Annotated in this window: 17 protein-coding genes; 13 read left to right on the forward strand and 4 right to left on the reverse strand. The window is 69.9% G+C overall.

What is annotated here, in order from left to right; translation table 11 throughout:
- Both AOK08_RS43930 and AOK08_RS32910 read right to left on the reverse strand, forming a co-directional pair.
- Positions 1-700 (reverse strand): FAS1-like dehydratase domain-containing protein (locus AOK08_RS43930; RefSeq protein ID WP_198539465.1); only part of this gene is annotated, 700 nt, incomplete at its 3' end.
- 199 nt (positions 701-899) lie between these two features.
- The gene (locus AOK08_RS32910) at positions 900-1,205 is read right to left on the reverse strand and encodes a hypothetical protein (RefSeq protein WP_055532855.1); all 306 of its coding nucleotides are present in this window, start codon (positions 1,203-1,205) and stop codon (positions 900-902) included.
- Positions 1,206-1,646: 441 nt separating this feature from the next.
- On the opposite strand from AOK08_RS32910, the gene AOK08_RS32915 reads away from it, so the two are divergent.
- Positions 1,647-2,543, forward strand: coding sequence for a bifunctional DNA primase/polymerase (locus AOK08_RS32915; protein ID WP_055532856.1), 897 nt, complete (start codon positions 1,647-1,649; stop codon positions 2,541-2,543).
- Between the two features lie 74 nt (positions 2,544-2,617).
- Here AOK08_RS32915 and AOK08_RS32920 read toward each other — a convergent pair whose 3' ends face one another.
- Entirely contained in the window at positions 2,618-2,842 is a 225-nt protein-coding gene (locus AOK08_RS32920) for a hypothetical protein (protein WP_055532857.1), read from the reverse strand.
- Between the two features lie 26 nt (positions 2,843-2,868).
- On the opposite strand from AOK08_RS32920, the gene AOK08_RS32925 reads away from it, so the two are divergent.
- Entirely contained in the window at positions 2,869-3,663 is a 795-nt protein-coding gene (locus tag AOK08_RS32925) for a hypothetical protein (protein WP_241827190.1), read from the forward strand.
- 275 nt (positions 3,664-3,938) lie between these two features.
- Here the strand turns inward: AOK08_RS32925 and AOK08_RS32930 are convergent, their stop codons facing one another.
- Positions 3,939-4,757: a class I SAM-dependent methyltransferase gene (locus AOK08_RS32930; RefSeq protein WP_055532859.1), complete on the reverse strand. Its 819-nt coding sequence runs from the start codon at positions 4,755-4,757 to the stop codon at positions 3,939-3,941.
- 60 nt (positions 4,758-4,817) lie between these two features.
- On the opposite strand from AOK08_RS32930, the gene AOK08_RS32935 reads away from it, so the two are divergent.
- The 11 genes from AOK08_RS32935 to AOK08_RS32985 form a co-directional block, all read left to right on the forward strand.
- On the forward strand, positions 4,818-5,534 hold the full coding sequence (locus AOK08_RS32935) for a GntR family transcriptional regulator (RefSeq protein ID WP_055532860.1): 717 nt from the start codon (positions 4,818-4,820) through the stop codon (positions 5,532-5,534).
- An 840-nt stretch (positions 5,535-6,374) separates the two neighbouring features.
- Positions 6,375-6,638, forward strand: coding sequence for a DUF6284 family protein (locus AOK08_RS32940; RefSeq protein WP_055532861.1), 264 nt, complete (start codon positions 6,375-6,377; stop codon positions 6,636-6,638).
- Positions 6,638-6,925, forward strand: coding sequence for a DUF6303 family protein (locus AOK08_RS32945; RefSeq protein ID WP_055532863.1), 288 nt, complete (start codon positions 6,638-6,640; stop codon positions 6,923-6,925). The genes AOK08_RS32940 and AOK08_RS32945 overlap by 1 nt, the downstream gene beginning before the upstream one ends.
- On the forward strand, positions 6,922-7,974 hold the full coding sequence (locus AOK08_RS32950; protein WP_055532864.1) for a hypothetical protein: 1,053 nt from the start codon (positions 6,922-6,924) through the stop codon (positions 7,972-7,974). The genes AOK08_RS32945 and AOK08_RS32950 overlap by 4 nt, the downstream gene beginning before the upstream one ends.
- Positions 7,974-8,357: an RRQRL motif-containing zinc-binding protein gene (locus tag AOK08_RS32955; RefSeq protein WP_055532865.1), complete on the forward strand. Its 384-nt coding sequence runs from the start codon at positions 7,974-7,976 to the stop codon at positions 8,355-8,357. The genes AOK08_RS32950 and AOK08_RS32955 overlap by 1 nt, the downstream gene beginning before the upstream one ends.
- A gap of 37 nt (positions 8,358-8,394) precedes the next feature.
- The gene (locus AOK08_RS32960) at positions 8,395-8,895 is read left to right on the forward strand and encodes a hypothetical protein (protein ID WP_055532867.1); all 501 of its coding nucleotides are present in this window, start codon (positions 8,395-8,397) and stop codon (positions 8,893-8,895) included.
- A 17-nt stretch (positions 8,896-8,912) separates the two neighbouring features.
- Entirely contained in the window at positions 8,913-9,485 is a 573-nt protein-coding gene (gene traA / locus AOK08_RS32965; RefSeq protein WP_055532868.1) for a plasmid transfer protein TraA, read from the forward strand.
- Positions 9,486-9,497: 12 nt separating this feature from the next.
- Positions 9,498-11,582: a plasmid transfer protein TraB gene (gene traB / locus AOK08_RS32970; RefSeq protein WP_107101110.1), complete on the forward strand. Its 2,085-nt coding sequence runs from the start codon at positions 9,498-9,500 to the stop codon at positions 11,580-11,582.
- 167 nt (positions 11,583-11,749) lie between these two features.
- Positions 11,750-12,055, forward strand: coding sequence for a hypothetical protein (locus tag AOK08_RS32975; protein WP_055532870.1), 306 nt, complete (start codon positions 11,750-11,752; stop codon positions 12,053-12,055).
- Positions 12,056-12,072: 17 nt separating this feature from the next.
- Positions 12,073-12,363 carry a hypothetical protein gene (locus AOK08_RS32980; protein ID WP_198539466.1) on the forward strand — a complete coding sequence of 97 codons (291 nt, stop codon included), beginning with the start codon at positions 12,073-12,075 and terminating at the stop codon, positions 12,361-12,363.
- 85 nt (positions 12,364-12,448) lie between these two features.
- On the forward strand, positions 12,449-13,170 hold a 722-nt coding region (locus AOK08_RS32985), incomplete at its 3' end, for a bifunctional DNA primase/polymerase (protein WP_055532875.1).

Consider the following 13,170-nt stretch of genomic DNA (forward strand, 5'->3'; position numbering starts at 1 on the left):
TGGGAGCGGGGGTGGAGGTGGAGGCGGCCTGGGGTTCGCGCCCCTCGGGTGTCTCAGGGGCGCGTGCGGGGGCGTACGCGCGCGCCGGCGCGTACTTGAGGATCCGGAAGCGATGGTTGCCCACCGGCTCACCGTCGACTCGTACGTCCGTCCGGGTCGTGACGAAGTACCCGGTGCCGAGCTTGGTGGTCTTGGGCCCGGTGACGGACTCGACGACCGAGTCGAAGGTGACCCGGTCCCCCGGCCGCAGGGGCCGCAGATACTCCTGCTCGCAGTCGGTGGCGACGACCGAGGTGCAGCCCGCGCCGTCGAGCAGGCCGAGCAGTTCCTCGTACGCGGCCGACCGGCCCGCGTTCCCGGAGAGGCCGCCCATGATCCACACCTGGAGCATGGCGGGCGGCGCGACGGCGTCCGGACCGGCGTACGCCTCATTGGTGTCGCCCAGCGCTTCGCACCAGTGCCGGATCATCGCCTCGTTGACGGGATCCTTGCCGACACCGTCGCTGACGGCGGGACGCCCTTCGAACGCGGCGAGCCGCTCGGAGAGTTGCCCGGCGAGTTGCCCGGAAAGTTGCTCGGAGAGTTGCTCGCCGGACGGATCACCGGGCCGGCCGGCAGGCCGATGACCGGGCGGCCGATGACTGGGCGGCTGATGACCGGGCGGCTGATGGCTGGGGTGCTGACCGGATAGGTGGCTCACGGTTTCTGACTGTCCGTCAGATGACGGAGGGTGTCAATAGGACGCCAAGGGACCGGAGAGGGGTCCGGAGAAGGCCGGAAAACGTCTGCGCGGCGACACGAAGTACGTGCCGCCGCGCAGACGCGTTACCACCCCATGAAGCGCTCCCCACAAGGGAGTTCAGGACCGCCGGGAACCCACACCCCCGCCGGCCCACGGCTCACCAGAGGTTCGTGAAGTGGACGACGGCGTTGGACTGGTCGATGGCCGTGAAGGCGGAGCCGTTGACCTGCGCGGTGTTGTTCTGGTTCGAGGCGCCCGAGCCGACCGCCTGCTGCTGCGAGGTGGACGAGTTGCCGCTGTTGTTCCCGCCCACGCCGCTGCCGACGATGCCCGCGACGGCCGAGTTCGATCCGTCGTCCGCGAAGGCGCCGTTGTCCGCCGCCGCGACGCCGCCGAAGAGCGCGGCAGCGAGGGGCAGGGCCGAGACGGCGGCGAGAACGCGGGCGGTACGGATGCTTGCCATGTCTGTTCCTCCAGAACATGTACGCCCCGGCTCCAGTGCCGGACCGTACGAAGTGCGTGTGATGCGAGTTGCGAGTTGCGAGTCACGTATTGCTGTGATGCCTGAACTACCGCGGCCCCCAAGGCGGTTGGCCACCCGCCCCGGTGTCGCGTCGCCGCCGTGCACTGCGTCGCAAGATCAGAATTGCCCACCGAATCCCCGGCGAACCACCCCGGAACCGTTTATTCCCCCTGAAGCGTGAGGACAAGTCGATAAACCCTCTTCACGCCACGAAAGTCGCAGGTCAGGCAAGTACGGGTGATTCACGCCAACCCGGAGTGGGGGACCCCAAGGGACGCAAGGGCCGAAGCGTTCCCGCACATTTCCAGCCATTCACCCCAAAGGGCCACGACGCGTCGACGCACCCTTCCCATTTTCGAACGTGCGTACGAAAATGAATTCATGGCCACCCCATCCCGGCAGGCCACGACGCTGGCCCTCGCACACGCCCTGTCAGCCGCCGAACGCGGCCTGGCCGTCATCCCGTTGTCCCGGACGAAACTCCCGGCCCTGCGCTCCCCCCACCGCGACGCCCCGCTCCCGCCCCCGTGCCACGGCGAGTGCGGAGGCATGGGCCACGGCGTGTACGACGCCACGACCGACCCGTCCCGCATCCGCGAACTCTTCGCCGCCGCCCCCTGGGCCACCGGCTACGGCATCGCCTGCGGCCTGCCCCCGCACCACCTCATCGGCGTCGACCTGGACACCAAGTCGGGTACGGACTCCTCGGCCGCTCTGCGCGAACTGGCCCTGCGGCACCTGTTCACGATCCCCGAGACGGTGGTCGTCCTGACCCCGTCCGGCGGCCGGCACCTCTGGCTTACCGGCCCGCCGGACACCGTGGTCCCCAACTCCGCGAGCAGGCTGGCCCCCGGCATCGACATCAGAGGGGCCGGCGGCTACCTCGTCGGCCCCGGCTCCCGCACCGAACACGGCGTCTACGGCACGGCACCGGGCACGGCCCATCTGACCCCGGCCCCCTGCCCACCACCTCTCCTGCGCCTCCTCCTCCCACCACCGCCCAGCACCCGCCGCTCCACGCCCGCATCCACATCCCATGGCCCGGACGAACACAGCCACGGCGAACACGGCCGGGGCTTGGTCCAGTTCGTCCTCGCGGCCCACGAGGGCCAACGCAACACCCGCCTCTTCTGGGCAGCGTGCAGGGCGTACGAGAACGGCATCGGCCCCGCTCTCCTGGCCTCACTTGTGGAGGCGGCCGTCCGGACGGGCCTGACGGAGCGCGAGGCACGGGCTACTGTGGCTTCGGCGGCGCGGATGTCGGGGTGGCGGGGGTGAGCCCCCGGTCGGCGGACGCGCCGACGACGCCACTCAGCGCACAGGTCAACACCCACCCAGTTCTGCGCTCTGCGCTATTTGTCAGCTTTGTAGAGCTTGATGTTCTTGTTGGCGAACAGGTGAACGTAGCCGCACCGCCAGCAGATCAGGCCCGTGGCATTCTCGTCGGCCCAGGCCAACTTCATGAACTCCATGCCGGTGCTGTTGAGCAGGACGCCCCGCTCCCGGAACAGATCTCCTTGGCAGACCTGGCACTTGAGCCAGACATCCCCAAGTGCCGCACGTACCGGCTTCGCCATCGCATGAACTCCCCGCCCTTGCCATATTGTCGGACCCGAGCCTACGGGCAGGCCGAGAAACCCCACCCGCCGGTCGCCGTCACGCGCACACCCCTCGTGCGGTCCCGACCGGTGCGGCACAATCACGGTCGACCGGGCGGGAAACGGCGGGGGGAAACGTGTGGCGTTTTGGCTCACGAAGCAGGCGCAAGGGCATACCGAACGAGCCGGCGCTGCTGGCTGCTGCCGCCGAGAATCCCGGTGGCAGCGTCGCCGAGATCGACCGGACGTACATCGACGACCCGAACGGCTACGTACCTCCCGAAGCGATCCGCGGCGCGTGGTTGGTGGACAGCGGCGGGAAACTGACGGGTGAGTACGAGGAGAATCCCCGACACGGCGTGCCACAGGACGACTTCACCAAGCTCACTGATCCGGATCACTGGCTTGGCTGGCTCGGTGATGATCCCGCGGCGGCCATCCGGAAGGGGATCGAGGAGTCCTTGCGCGCCCAGGTGGCAGACGCGGTGGTCGAGTGGGTCAAGATCCTTGAAACGCCCCAGTTCCTCACGGGTGGGCGCCAGCATTCCGAGGACGAACGGATCATGCTGGTCACCCGCGCGGCACTCGCCGCGCCGTTCGCGTTGTCCGTGCGTACAACGCGGCACGGGCGTTCCGTCCTCCTGGGGGTGTTCTCCTGGGCGGCGGTGAACCTCTCAAAGCCCGAGGTCCGCAAGGATCGGCACTGGTTCGACCTGGGCGTCGAGCTGGACTGGGCCGGTGAACGGCTTCAAGAGCGGATCTACGAGATCGACGGCGAGGACGGCACCACCGAGCGGTAGAGCAGCAGCCACGCCGTACCGGCGGTCAAGGCGAGACACCCCATGCGAAAGGGGCGCCCCTCAGCGAGAGACACCCCTTCGGTACAGCAGGTTTCCGACCTGGCGGAAGCGGTGAGATTCGAACTCACGGTGACATCGCTGCCACGACGGTTTTCAAGAGCGTCGCGGAATCAGGAACGAAACCATGTCTGACCTGCAGGGGAGCGTGATTCTTGCGTCGTTGGCGGGCTGCTGGCCCGCACATGGCCCGCAGCACCCTGATTGCGGGTGAGACGTCAGCCGTTGGCGTCGGCGGGCGCCCGTCCCACCGCGAGCAGATGAGAGCTTGCGGCGAGCAGCTCCGGGTAAGGCTCAGCCATCCGCGCAGCCGCCATGGCGGACGCGATCAGGTCGTCCGTGGGTCCGTCGCCCGGCTGCTGCTCCACCGCCTTCACGAGCGACCACGCCGGACCCTCGATGCCGAACACCTGCACGTCCATGAGCCCTGATTCCCGAAGCTCGTCGGCAAGCTCCTCGCCCCGATGGAAGTACGCCAGGGTGAAGTGATCGCCGTCGTGCACCGCAGTTCGGAGGATCTTCGAGACTGCCTCGTGCATAGGCTCCGTGTGAAGGTGCGCATACGTGACGTGCTCGAACAGTGAGGCATACCGGTTGATCGCCGCTGCGGCTACCAACCCACCCGGCTTCACCACGCGCCGGGCTTCCGAGAGTGCCTTGCGGCGATCACCAGCGTCGGGCAAGTGATAGAGCGGGCCGAGTAGTTGGACGACGTCATAGCTGTCATCGGCCGCATTCAGGTCTCGCGCGTCCCCGAGCGATGCCGGGCAGACAGCGGATGCCTGCTCAACATGGCGGGGGATGGGGTCTACCAGGGACACGTCGTACCCGTCCTGCACCAGCCACTCCGCATGGACTCCGGTGCCGCCCCCGACGTCCAGCACCCGCGCGGGGGCCGGCGGCAGGAACCGGCGCAGGAGTTCCTGTGTACGGGCCAGTTCGAGCCGACCGTCTGCCGAGCGACGTAGGCGGCTGCTCTCGTTCACAGTCTCGCCGTAAAAGCGCAGGACAGAGGGGGCCAAATCGCGATTCGACATAGCAGCAGTATGGTGTGTACCGGTGGACCAGTCCACCCTGGAGCGTCGGAAGGGAAAGTTATGGCCCTACTGAAGTACGAGGAGATCGCGGAATCTCTCCGTGCGCGCATCGCCGCCGGCGAGTTCGGTCCGGATGAGCCGCTGCCGTCCGGGCGCTACCTCGCGGAACAGTGGTCGGTGTCGCGCGCGACCGCCATCAAGGCATTGGATGTGCTGCGCAACGACGGTGTCGTGGTGGCCAAGCAGGGCACGGGGTTCGTTGTGACGAACACGCCCGTCGCGCGGCCTGCGGGCGCCCGACGTGCTGGTTCCGCCCGCATCTCTGGAGGCATGCCCTTCGAACGGGTCGGCGAGCCGGATTGGGCCGAGCCCCCGGTACGCGTGGCCGCCGCGCTGCGCATTGATTCAGGGGTTGCCGCCCTCCGACGCACCCGAATCCACCGACTCCCCGACGGGAGTCCACACAGCTACGCGGAAGCGTGGTTCCCGCCGGAGATCGCGGAAGCCTCCCCTCGGCTCGCGGAGACGGCCCCCATCGCCGAGGGAACGACTCGGTACGTTCGTCGGCAGACCGGCCGCCATCCGGTAGAGGGGGTGGACGTGACCACGGTGCGACTCGCAACCGAGCATGAGTCCCACCACCTCGCCTTGCCCGAGGCGACGGCGGTCGCCGTCATCCTGCACACCGCGTACGACCAGGATGGGCGCCCGCTCGTATGCGAAGAGGGGGTCACGCCCTCCCCTCACTATGAGCAGGTGGAGACCTATGCAATGTAGGTCTGAGTTACCCACAGAAGAGCTGGACCGGTCCTCCGGTCCGGCTTTTTTGATGCTCCATCAACTCCCTGACCAGCAGCGACACTTGCAATGTCGACAAACCCGACGTCACCCCACTTGACTGGACCGGTCCACCGGTCCAGGCTATGGATGTGCCCGGAGGAAAGCCCGCAGGGGTGAGTACGAAGGAAGCACGCATTGATTGAGAACTGAACAGTGATCGTGCGGGGCTGACGCGAGAGCGGCGGTCACGGCAGGTGCCCAGGGCGAGAGTCCGGGGGCAAACCATCGTGATGGACGCAGCTCTCCCCCTACGCGCCTGGCAGGCGCCACCCGGTGACGGGTGTGGGGAGGTACAGCGGGCTCCAATGCACGTGGCGGGATGAGAAGACCGCCCCCGAGACGACCGGGTGACGTCGTCGGCGGCACGCCAACCTGCACCGTTCGTGCAAGCCGCCCTGCTGGCGTCAGAGCAGTGACGATGACGCACCCGAATTCACCGGCTCGGGACCGGTCCGCCCCGCAAGGGCCGACCGGTGAAGCCGTTTTCCCCTTCTCGTTGAGGGAGGTCGGTGTGTACCGACGACATCTCCGGGGCGCCGCCGCATCGACCGGCCGGCGGCGCCCGCACACCACCCGCCGGTCGCCTTCTTCCGCCGCCGCATCTGGTGCGGCGGCCGGTTGCCTCCCCTGCCCGTCCGGGCACTGCTGCATGCGGTGCTCGTACGGGCGGGGCGTGGGGAGCCGCACATCTGCTGACTCCACAACGGCGCGCGGCACCGGTGCTCGAACACCGGTGCCGCTGTTCGGGCCGTTCCACCCTCTAAGGAGACACGACCCATGAAGCACATCGGTGCTGTTCAGGCGGGCGTTACCGCCGACGACTCCGACCGCGAGCCGACGTCCGGGGAACTGGACGCCATCGAGACGGAAATGACGCTCATCCAGGCTGAGATCGAGTTGCTGGACGTTCAGATCAGCCTGTTGGACCGGCCGGTCACGGAGACGGACACCCGCCGGCTGCGGCGGGCCCACCGCAAGGTGCTGGTCGCCCGCCTCGTGCTGGCGAACCGGGACGGCGACGCGTTCGCGGACGTGGCGTGATGGCGGGGGAGTTCACCGCGCAGATGTCCGTTCAACGGGGACGGTGGCGCCTGTACGTGGTGCTGTTCAACACCACCGCGAGGTGGCCCGAGTACGCCTTCGACCGGGCACTGCCGGTGCCGACGTTCACGGAACGCGTGGACGCGCTCAGCGTGCTCGGGTTCGAACCTGTGCCGGGTGCCGAGTGGAGGTGGACCGAGGACAGCGAGACCCCCGGCGACCCCGCTTCTGCGGTCTGCCTGATCGCCGCGATCCGGGTGCGTTCATGGACGGAGGCGGGGGCGTGAACGCCGTTCAGATCCGTTCAGCCGAGCGCGCCCTCTCCGTGGGCACGTGGCTGATCGTGGCGGGCGCGATGCTGTATTCGATCCTCACCGTCACCCCGCTCGCCGCCAAGCACACCCCCGACAAATGGGACTGGACGGCACCGATCCTGCCGCTCGTCGTGGATGCGGCGGTGGTGATCGTGGTCCGCCTCGATGCCGTGCTCGCCGCTCTCGGGGGCCACGGTGGGAAGTGGCCGATTGTCCTGCGGTGGATGACCGGCTGCATGACCCTCGCCCTGAACGTCGCCGACTCCGCCCTGTGGAAAGACCTGGTCGGCGCGGCCGTGCACGCGGTCGCGCCGCTCCTGCTGATCGTCACCGCAGAGACCGGGCTCGCCTACCGGCGTGCCATCGCCGCCGCCACCGCTGCCCTGAACGAGGAGCAGCAGGCGGAGCGGGCGGCACGGGAACAGGCGGCGGCCGAACGGCGCGAGACGGCCGCACGGCTGGCCCGCGAGGAGCGCGAGCACACTGCCGCGCTGGCGCGTGAACAGCGTGAGCACGAGGCCCGCTTGGTCCGTGAACAGGCTGAGCGCGAGGAGCGGGCGCGGCGCGAGGAAGTCGAGCGTGCCGAGGTCCGTGAGCGGGCCGAGCGTGAGCAGCGTGAACGCGCTGAGCGCGAGCGTGAACAGCAGCAGCGTGAGCGTGAACGCCGCGAACAAGCGGAAGCCGAGCAGCGCGAGCAGGCACGGCAGCAGCACGCCGAGCGTGAACGCCGTGAACACGTGGAGCGGGCGGCGCGGGTAGAGCGTGAACGCCGTGAACACGTGGCACGGGCCGAGCGTGAACGCGCCGCGCTGCTGTCCGGCGGACCGGCTACCGCGAAGCTCGCCGAGGACCGGGCCCGCCCGATCGTCCAGGCCGCGTTCGAGGCCGGGTTGCCGACGCGGGCCGCTGCCGAGTTGTGCGGCTGGTCGGTCGGCTGGGTGTCCACCCGCTATCAGGAACTGCGCGACGCCGGCCACCACGGCACCGCCCGTGAGGCGGTAGCGGCTGAGGCGGTGGCGTGATGTCGATCGGGTACGCGAAGTGCTTCGACCCGACCGGCGCCCGCTACGGCATCCCCACCTTCCCCTGGCGGTGTGTCCCGGACGGCTACGCCACCTACCGGCAGTTACGGGCGCGCGGTCTGCGCCCCGGGGGTCAGCCGGTCGCCGCTCAAGCGCTGCGCCCGCGCTTCCGGCGCGGGCCGCTGGTCGCCTACTTCTACCGCCTCGACCAGGCCAAGCCCGTCCGGCCCATGACGGCAGCGAAGTGGCGGGCACTGGAGTGCGCCAACCGCGCCCGCCGGACGTGCCCGCAGTGCCGCACGGACGCCGGATACGTCATCCCCACCTCGCTCGGTGTCTGCGTGCCCTGCGCCTTTCCCGACGACGAACAGTGCGCCGCCTGAACCACCCCACCATCCGTCTCTCATCTGGGAGTTCGCTGTGTCCAGCCGTACCCGGACCCGCCGCGTGAAGACCGCTGCGGGCGTCACCACCGTGCGTCTGCCGCGCCAGCGCGGGCGCCGTTCCGCTCAGCCGTTCCTGATCGTCATCCCCGAACGCCCCTCCCTCGCCCGCGAGGTGGCCGGCTGGGCGGGCCGTCTGCTGTGGCGCTTCCGCCACGCCCTCGCCCCCACCGGCATCGCCCTCACGGCATTCGCGGTGACCGCACTCCTGCACGCACTCGCGTGGTGGTCGGCTCTCGTGCTCGCCCCCGCGATCGCCGCGCCGGCCGTGTGGCTGCTGGTCGTCCAGCGCCGCCACCCCGCCCACCGCACCACCCTTGCGTGGCGCATCGCCACCGCCGCCCTCGCCACCCTCGCCCTCACCTGGACGGCTCTGGCCGCCGGGTTCGGTCCGCTGGCCGGTCCGCTGGAGCTGCTGTGGCTGTTCCTGCTGATCCCGGCACAGACCGGCTGGTTCATCGTCCGCCGCACCCACTGACCTGAGGAGATCGTCTGATGGCACAGAACACCAACGGCCGGCGTCCGAGCGGGCCCGTGAACGACCCCAAGACCAGCAAGTTCACCAACGTCGGCGCGGGCGTCGGAGCGGCGGCCGGCGGTTTCGTCGGCGCGATGGGCTCCTCGTTCGTCCCGCCGATCAACGTCACCGTCAACAACGCCAAGAGCGTGGCCCGCACCGGCGGCGGTGGCGGTGGCCACGGGCGTGGGCATGCCGAATCGCTGCTGCCCGCCCCGGAGTTCACCTCCCCCGCTCAGGTACGCAACTACTGCAACAGCCTCCGGGCGGCCGGCGTGACCCTGGCCATCGAGGTGGCCATGGGCGCCGAGATCCTCGAAGGCATCCTCGCCGTCGTCCCCGACCCCGAAGGACGCGCGTTCGGCTCCCGCCTCCGGGCCCGGAAGGTCGCCCGCAAGATGCGCAAGGCCGCCGACGCCCTGCGGGACGCCGCGAAGAACGCCGCGTCCTGCTACGCGACGTTCCAGCAGGAGTACGAGGAAGAGATCAACCGCGTGCGTCACCGCGCCCGCAAGCCGCAACAGCCCGTCATCAACTGGGCACAGCAGTAAGGAGGTTGACTGATGGCAAGGCACAGCAACGGCCGCATACGGCACACGGATTACCTCGGCGACGGTCTCGTCGCCGACTATCGCGGCTCCGGTCTCCTCCCCGGTGAGGCCGCCGCAGGGCGCATCGGCACTTACCTGCTCAACCGCGCGATGCCCCACCTTCCGCCCTGGTTCGGGGTCGCGGGCGTAGGTCTGGCCGGCGCGCTGGGGAACTGGCGGTGGGGCGACAGCGCCGCCGCCGGCGTCGGCCTCACCCTCGCATCCGGCTTCCTGACCGGTGCGACCTGGCTGATTGGCAAGGGCACCAGCCAGCAGCGCCGCCTGCACTCCGCCATCACGGTGGCCGCCGGGTCCGCGTGGCTGACCGCCGCCATCCTCGCCGGACCGACCGCCGGACCGATCGACGACATGTACCTGATCGGCGGGCCGGTACTGGCCCTGTCGTGGAACGTGCGCATGATCATGCGCCGCAACGACGACCCCACCGGCGAAAGCGCCGACAAGGGCCTGCTCGCCAAGGTCGGTCTGGCCAGGGCGCAGATCGGTGCGACGCAGGTGGAACCCAACCGGGTCACCGCTTCCGTGGCGTTGGAGCCGGGGGAGCAGACCAACGAGGACGTCACCAAGAGCCTGTCCAAGCTCGCGTCCGCGCTGGATCTGCCGACGTCGGCCGTGCGCTACCTGCCCGACCCCGGCTCCGCACGGCGCGGGCAGTTGGTCATCGTGCCCGAGGACATGCTGTCCGAGGTCGTGGAGTGGGAGGGCCCCTCCAACGTCGGGGGCTCGATCGCGGAACCGCTGGTCCTCGGCCGCTACGACGACGGTGCCCCGCTCCTGCTCTGGCTCCCCGGCGACCCGGACGCCAAGCGGAACTCCACGCACATTCTGATCGCGGGCGGGACCGGGTCCGGCAAGGGCGACACCGCCCTGAACGTCCAGACGGAGATCCTCTCCCGGCGGGATGTGGTGCTGTGGCTGTCGGACCCGAAGTCCTTCCAGGACTTCCGGCCCCTGCTGCCTGGCATCGACTGGGCTGTTGAGGGCGGGGCGGCCACCGAGGTCATGGTGGAAGCCCTCAAGGCCGCCATCCCCGCCCGCACCGGATGGCTGGGGGCGCACCGCTACCGGCAGTGGACCCCGGAATGCTTCGAGCAGCAGAACGACCCCGCGCACACGTGCCGCAAGGACGGCACCGCGTGCAGGTGCCCGGGGATGCCCTTCCTGGTCGCGTGGATGGAAGAAGCCGCCAACACCCTGCGCGCCCTCGGTGACGACGTGTTCACCGGCATCGCGCAGGAAGCCCGCTCCGCCGGCATCGCCCTGATCGTGTCGCTTCAGCGTCCGTCGTACGACCAGATGTCCACCAGCACCCGCGCCTCGCTGCCGTCCGTGATCGCGCTCGGCTGCGACCCGCGCGACGAGGGGTTCTCGCTGCCGGAGACGGTCATCGACGCGGGCGCGCACCCGGGGGCGTGGGGCAACCGGCGCCCCGGTTACTGCTACGTCGTCTCCCCGGGGATCGACGAGGCCCGCTACCCCTCCCCGGGCCGCACCCGCGCCTTCGGGCACAAGGCAGTGCCGACCATGGAACTGCTCGCCACGTGGGCGCACCGCAACGGCGCCACCCCCGACCCGGTCACCGACCGCGCCGCCGCCGCAGTCGCCGGCCGCGCCTACACCACCCGCAACGACACCGACGACCAGCCGACGGCGGGCACCACTGCCGCCGCCGCAGAGGGAGACGACGGCATGGAGGAGTACGGGCTGCTGGTCGACCCGGAAGACGTCGACATCGACCCCGACGCCGAACTCCCCGACGCCGAGGACGGCGACGACACCCCGCTGTTCGGGCAGGAAGCCGGACACAAGCCGTCCCCGGACGAAGCCCGCCGGCTGTTCGCGGACGCGCTCACCCAGTTCGAGGCGGAAGGCCGCATGGTCGTCGGTCCGAAGGACTTCATGGAGTGGTGCGACCGGCACGGCCTCTCCCGACCGTGGGTCTCCGCCCGGCTCAAGGACGCGTACAAGGAAGGACGGTTGGAGCCCACGAACCAGACCGGCCGGTGGCGGATCATTCCCGCCCTGACACCCGCGTGACGCCTGACACCGTCAGGAGGCTCTGACACCCAAACCCCTAGGCATCCGCAGTGTCACGCACTCCTGACACCACCCGCTGACACCCCTGACACACCCACCTGACATCCGCATACTGTCGCCCAGGGTGGACCGGTCTACCGGTCCACCCTGGGTGGGAAGGAGCCTTCATGAACCACCGTGACCCGCCGGGCATCGCTCCGCACATCCCCGCCGACGACTGGCACCGCGCACAAACCACCGGCACCCCGATCGTCATCGTCGTGCAGAGCACCGACCGCAACGGCATCCCATGGCAGCGGATCCTGATCCCGTTCGCCGTCGCCGGCGCCGCCGCCCTCGGCTGCTGGGGTCTGGTCGTCGCCCTCTGCGCCCTGTTCGACGCCGCCGCCCACGCCGTCACCGTCATCGCCGCCGCCACCGGACCCATCGGAGCCGGCGGCATCACCCTCAAACTCACCCGCACCAAGAAGTGATCCACAAAGGAGATCTTGTGCTCCGACTGCGAATCCAGCTCACCGACTGGCCCCGCCCCGCCCTGATGCTCACCGACACACCCCGCCCCAACTGCCTGCACTGCCAGGGGGCGGGCGGCACCGAGTACGACTACGGCAACCACTACGACGGCGAGTACGAGGGCACCCACTGGGAGCCCTGCCCCTGCTGGACAGAGTGGCGCCGCGTGCTGCTGCCCCTGCCCCACCGCCCCCGCTGGCTGCGCCGACACCACGACGGCCGCGACCCGTGGGGCCCCGGCGGCTACAGCGACGAACCGCCCTTCTAGATACGCCAAGGGCGGCCCCCTTCCGCCAAGAACCGGGGCCGCCCTTGTCCACGTGCCCTCAACAGACCTGTGGAGGTCTCCCAGCATGACCCAACCCACTGACATTCCGCGAGTACCCGCTCATCTGCGGATCGCGCTCAGTCTGGCCACGCGCGGTGTTCCGCCGCTGCCCCTACGGGCGGGGAAGGTCCCGTTCGGCAACTGCCGCGTGTGCGCGAAGAACGTGTGCGGTGGCCGGCCGAACATGAAGACCCCGGGCCCCTGCACTTGCCCGGCGCCCTGCCACGCCTGGGCCGCCGCCACCAGCGACCCGAACGTCCTCAACTCCCCCCAGTGGGCCACCGCATGGCGGCACGCTGCCGGAGTCGGCTACCACCCCGGCGGCACCGGCCTCACCGTCGTCGACCTCGACAACCCGGCCGCCATCACGTGGGCCCGTACGACCCTGCCCGCCACCCGCACCGTGCCCACCACCCGGGGTGAGCACTGGATCTACCTCGGAGCCACGGCGTCGGCCAACGCCGTACAGCCCGGCGTGGACATCAAATCCCGCAGGCAGTACGCCCGTTGGCTCGGACCCGGCACCGGCACCATGACCCACCTGCCGGATGCCGTCCGCGCCCTGGTCGAAGGAGAAGAGACCACCCCCGCCCCGGGGAGGGTGGTCTCTTCCCTCCCCCAGCGCGCCGTGTGGGACGCGACTACGGCCACCGGATGCCGCCACACCGAGCGCTACATCCGCACCGGCCTGGACCGAGGCATTGCCCTGGTCCTCGCCCGCACCGAATCCGGCGCCGGATCACAGGC

Source organism: Streptomyces graminilatus (assembly GCF_001418565.1).
Lineage (GTDB): Bacteria > Actinomycetota > Actinomycetes > Streptomycetales > Streptomycetaceae > Streptomyces > Streptomyces graminilatus.

Coding starts and splice junctions, on each gene's coding strand:
- traA (WP_055532868.1), top strand. CDS start 8,913: ATGGCACAGAACACCAACGGCCGGCGTCCGAGCGGGCCCGTGAACGAC.
- AOK08_RS32945 (WP_055532863.1), top strand. CDS start 6,638: ATGGCGGGGGAGTTCACCGCGCAGATGTCCGTTCAACGGGGACGGTGG.
- AOK08_RS32940 (WP_055532861.1), top strand. CDS start 6,375: ATGAAGCACATCGGTGCTGTTCAGGCGGGCGTTACCGCCGACGACTCC.
- AOK08_RS32955 (WP_055532865.1), top strand. CDS start 7,974: ATGTCGATCGGGTACGCGAAGTGCTTCGACCCGACCGGCGCCCGCTAC.
- AOK08_RS32975 (WP_055532870.1), top strand. CDS start 11,750: ATGAACCACCGTGACCCGCCGGGCATCGCTCCGCACATCCCCGCCGAC.
- AOK08_RS32915 (WP_055532856.1), top strand. CDS start 1,647: ATGGCCACCCCATCCCGGCAGGCCACGACGCTGGCCCTCGCACACGCC.
- AOK08_RS32920 (WP_055532857.1), bottom strand. CDS start 2,842: ATGGCGAAGCCGGTACGTGCGGCACTTGGGGATGTCTGGCTCAAGTGC.
- traB (WP_107101110.1), top strand. CDS start 9,498: ATGGCAAGGCACAGCAACGGCCGCATACGGCACACGGATTACCTCGGC.
- AOK08_RS32910 (WP_055532855.1), bottom strand. CDS start 1,205: ATGGCAAGCATCCGTACCGCCCGCGTTCTCGCCGCCGTCTCGGCCCTG.
- AOK08_RS32930 (WP_055532859.1), bottom strand. CDS start 4,757: ATGTCGAATCGCGATTTGGCCCCCTCTGTCCTGCGCTTTTACGGCGAG.
- AOK08_RS32935 (WP_055532860.1), top strand. CDS start 4,818: ATGGCCCTACTGAAGTACGAGGAGATCGCGGAATCTCTCCGTGCGCGC.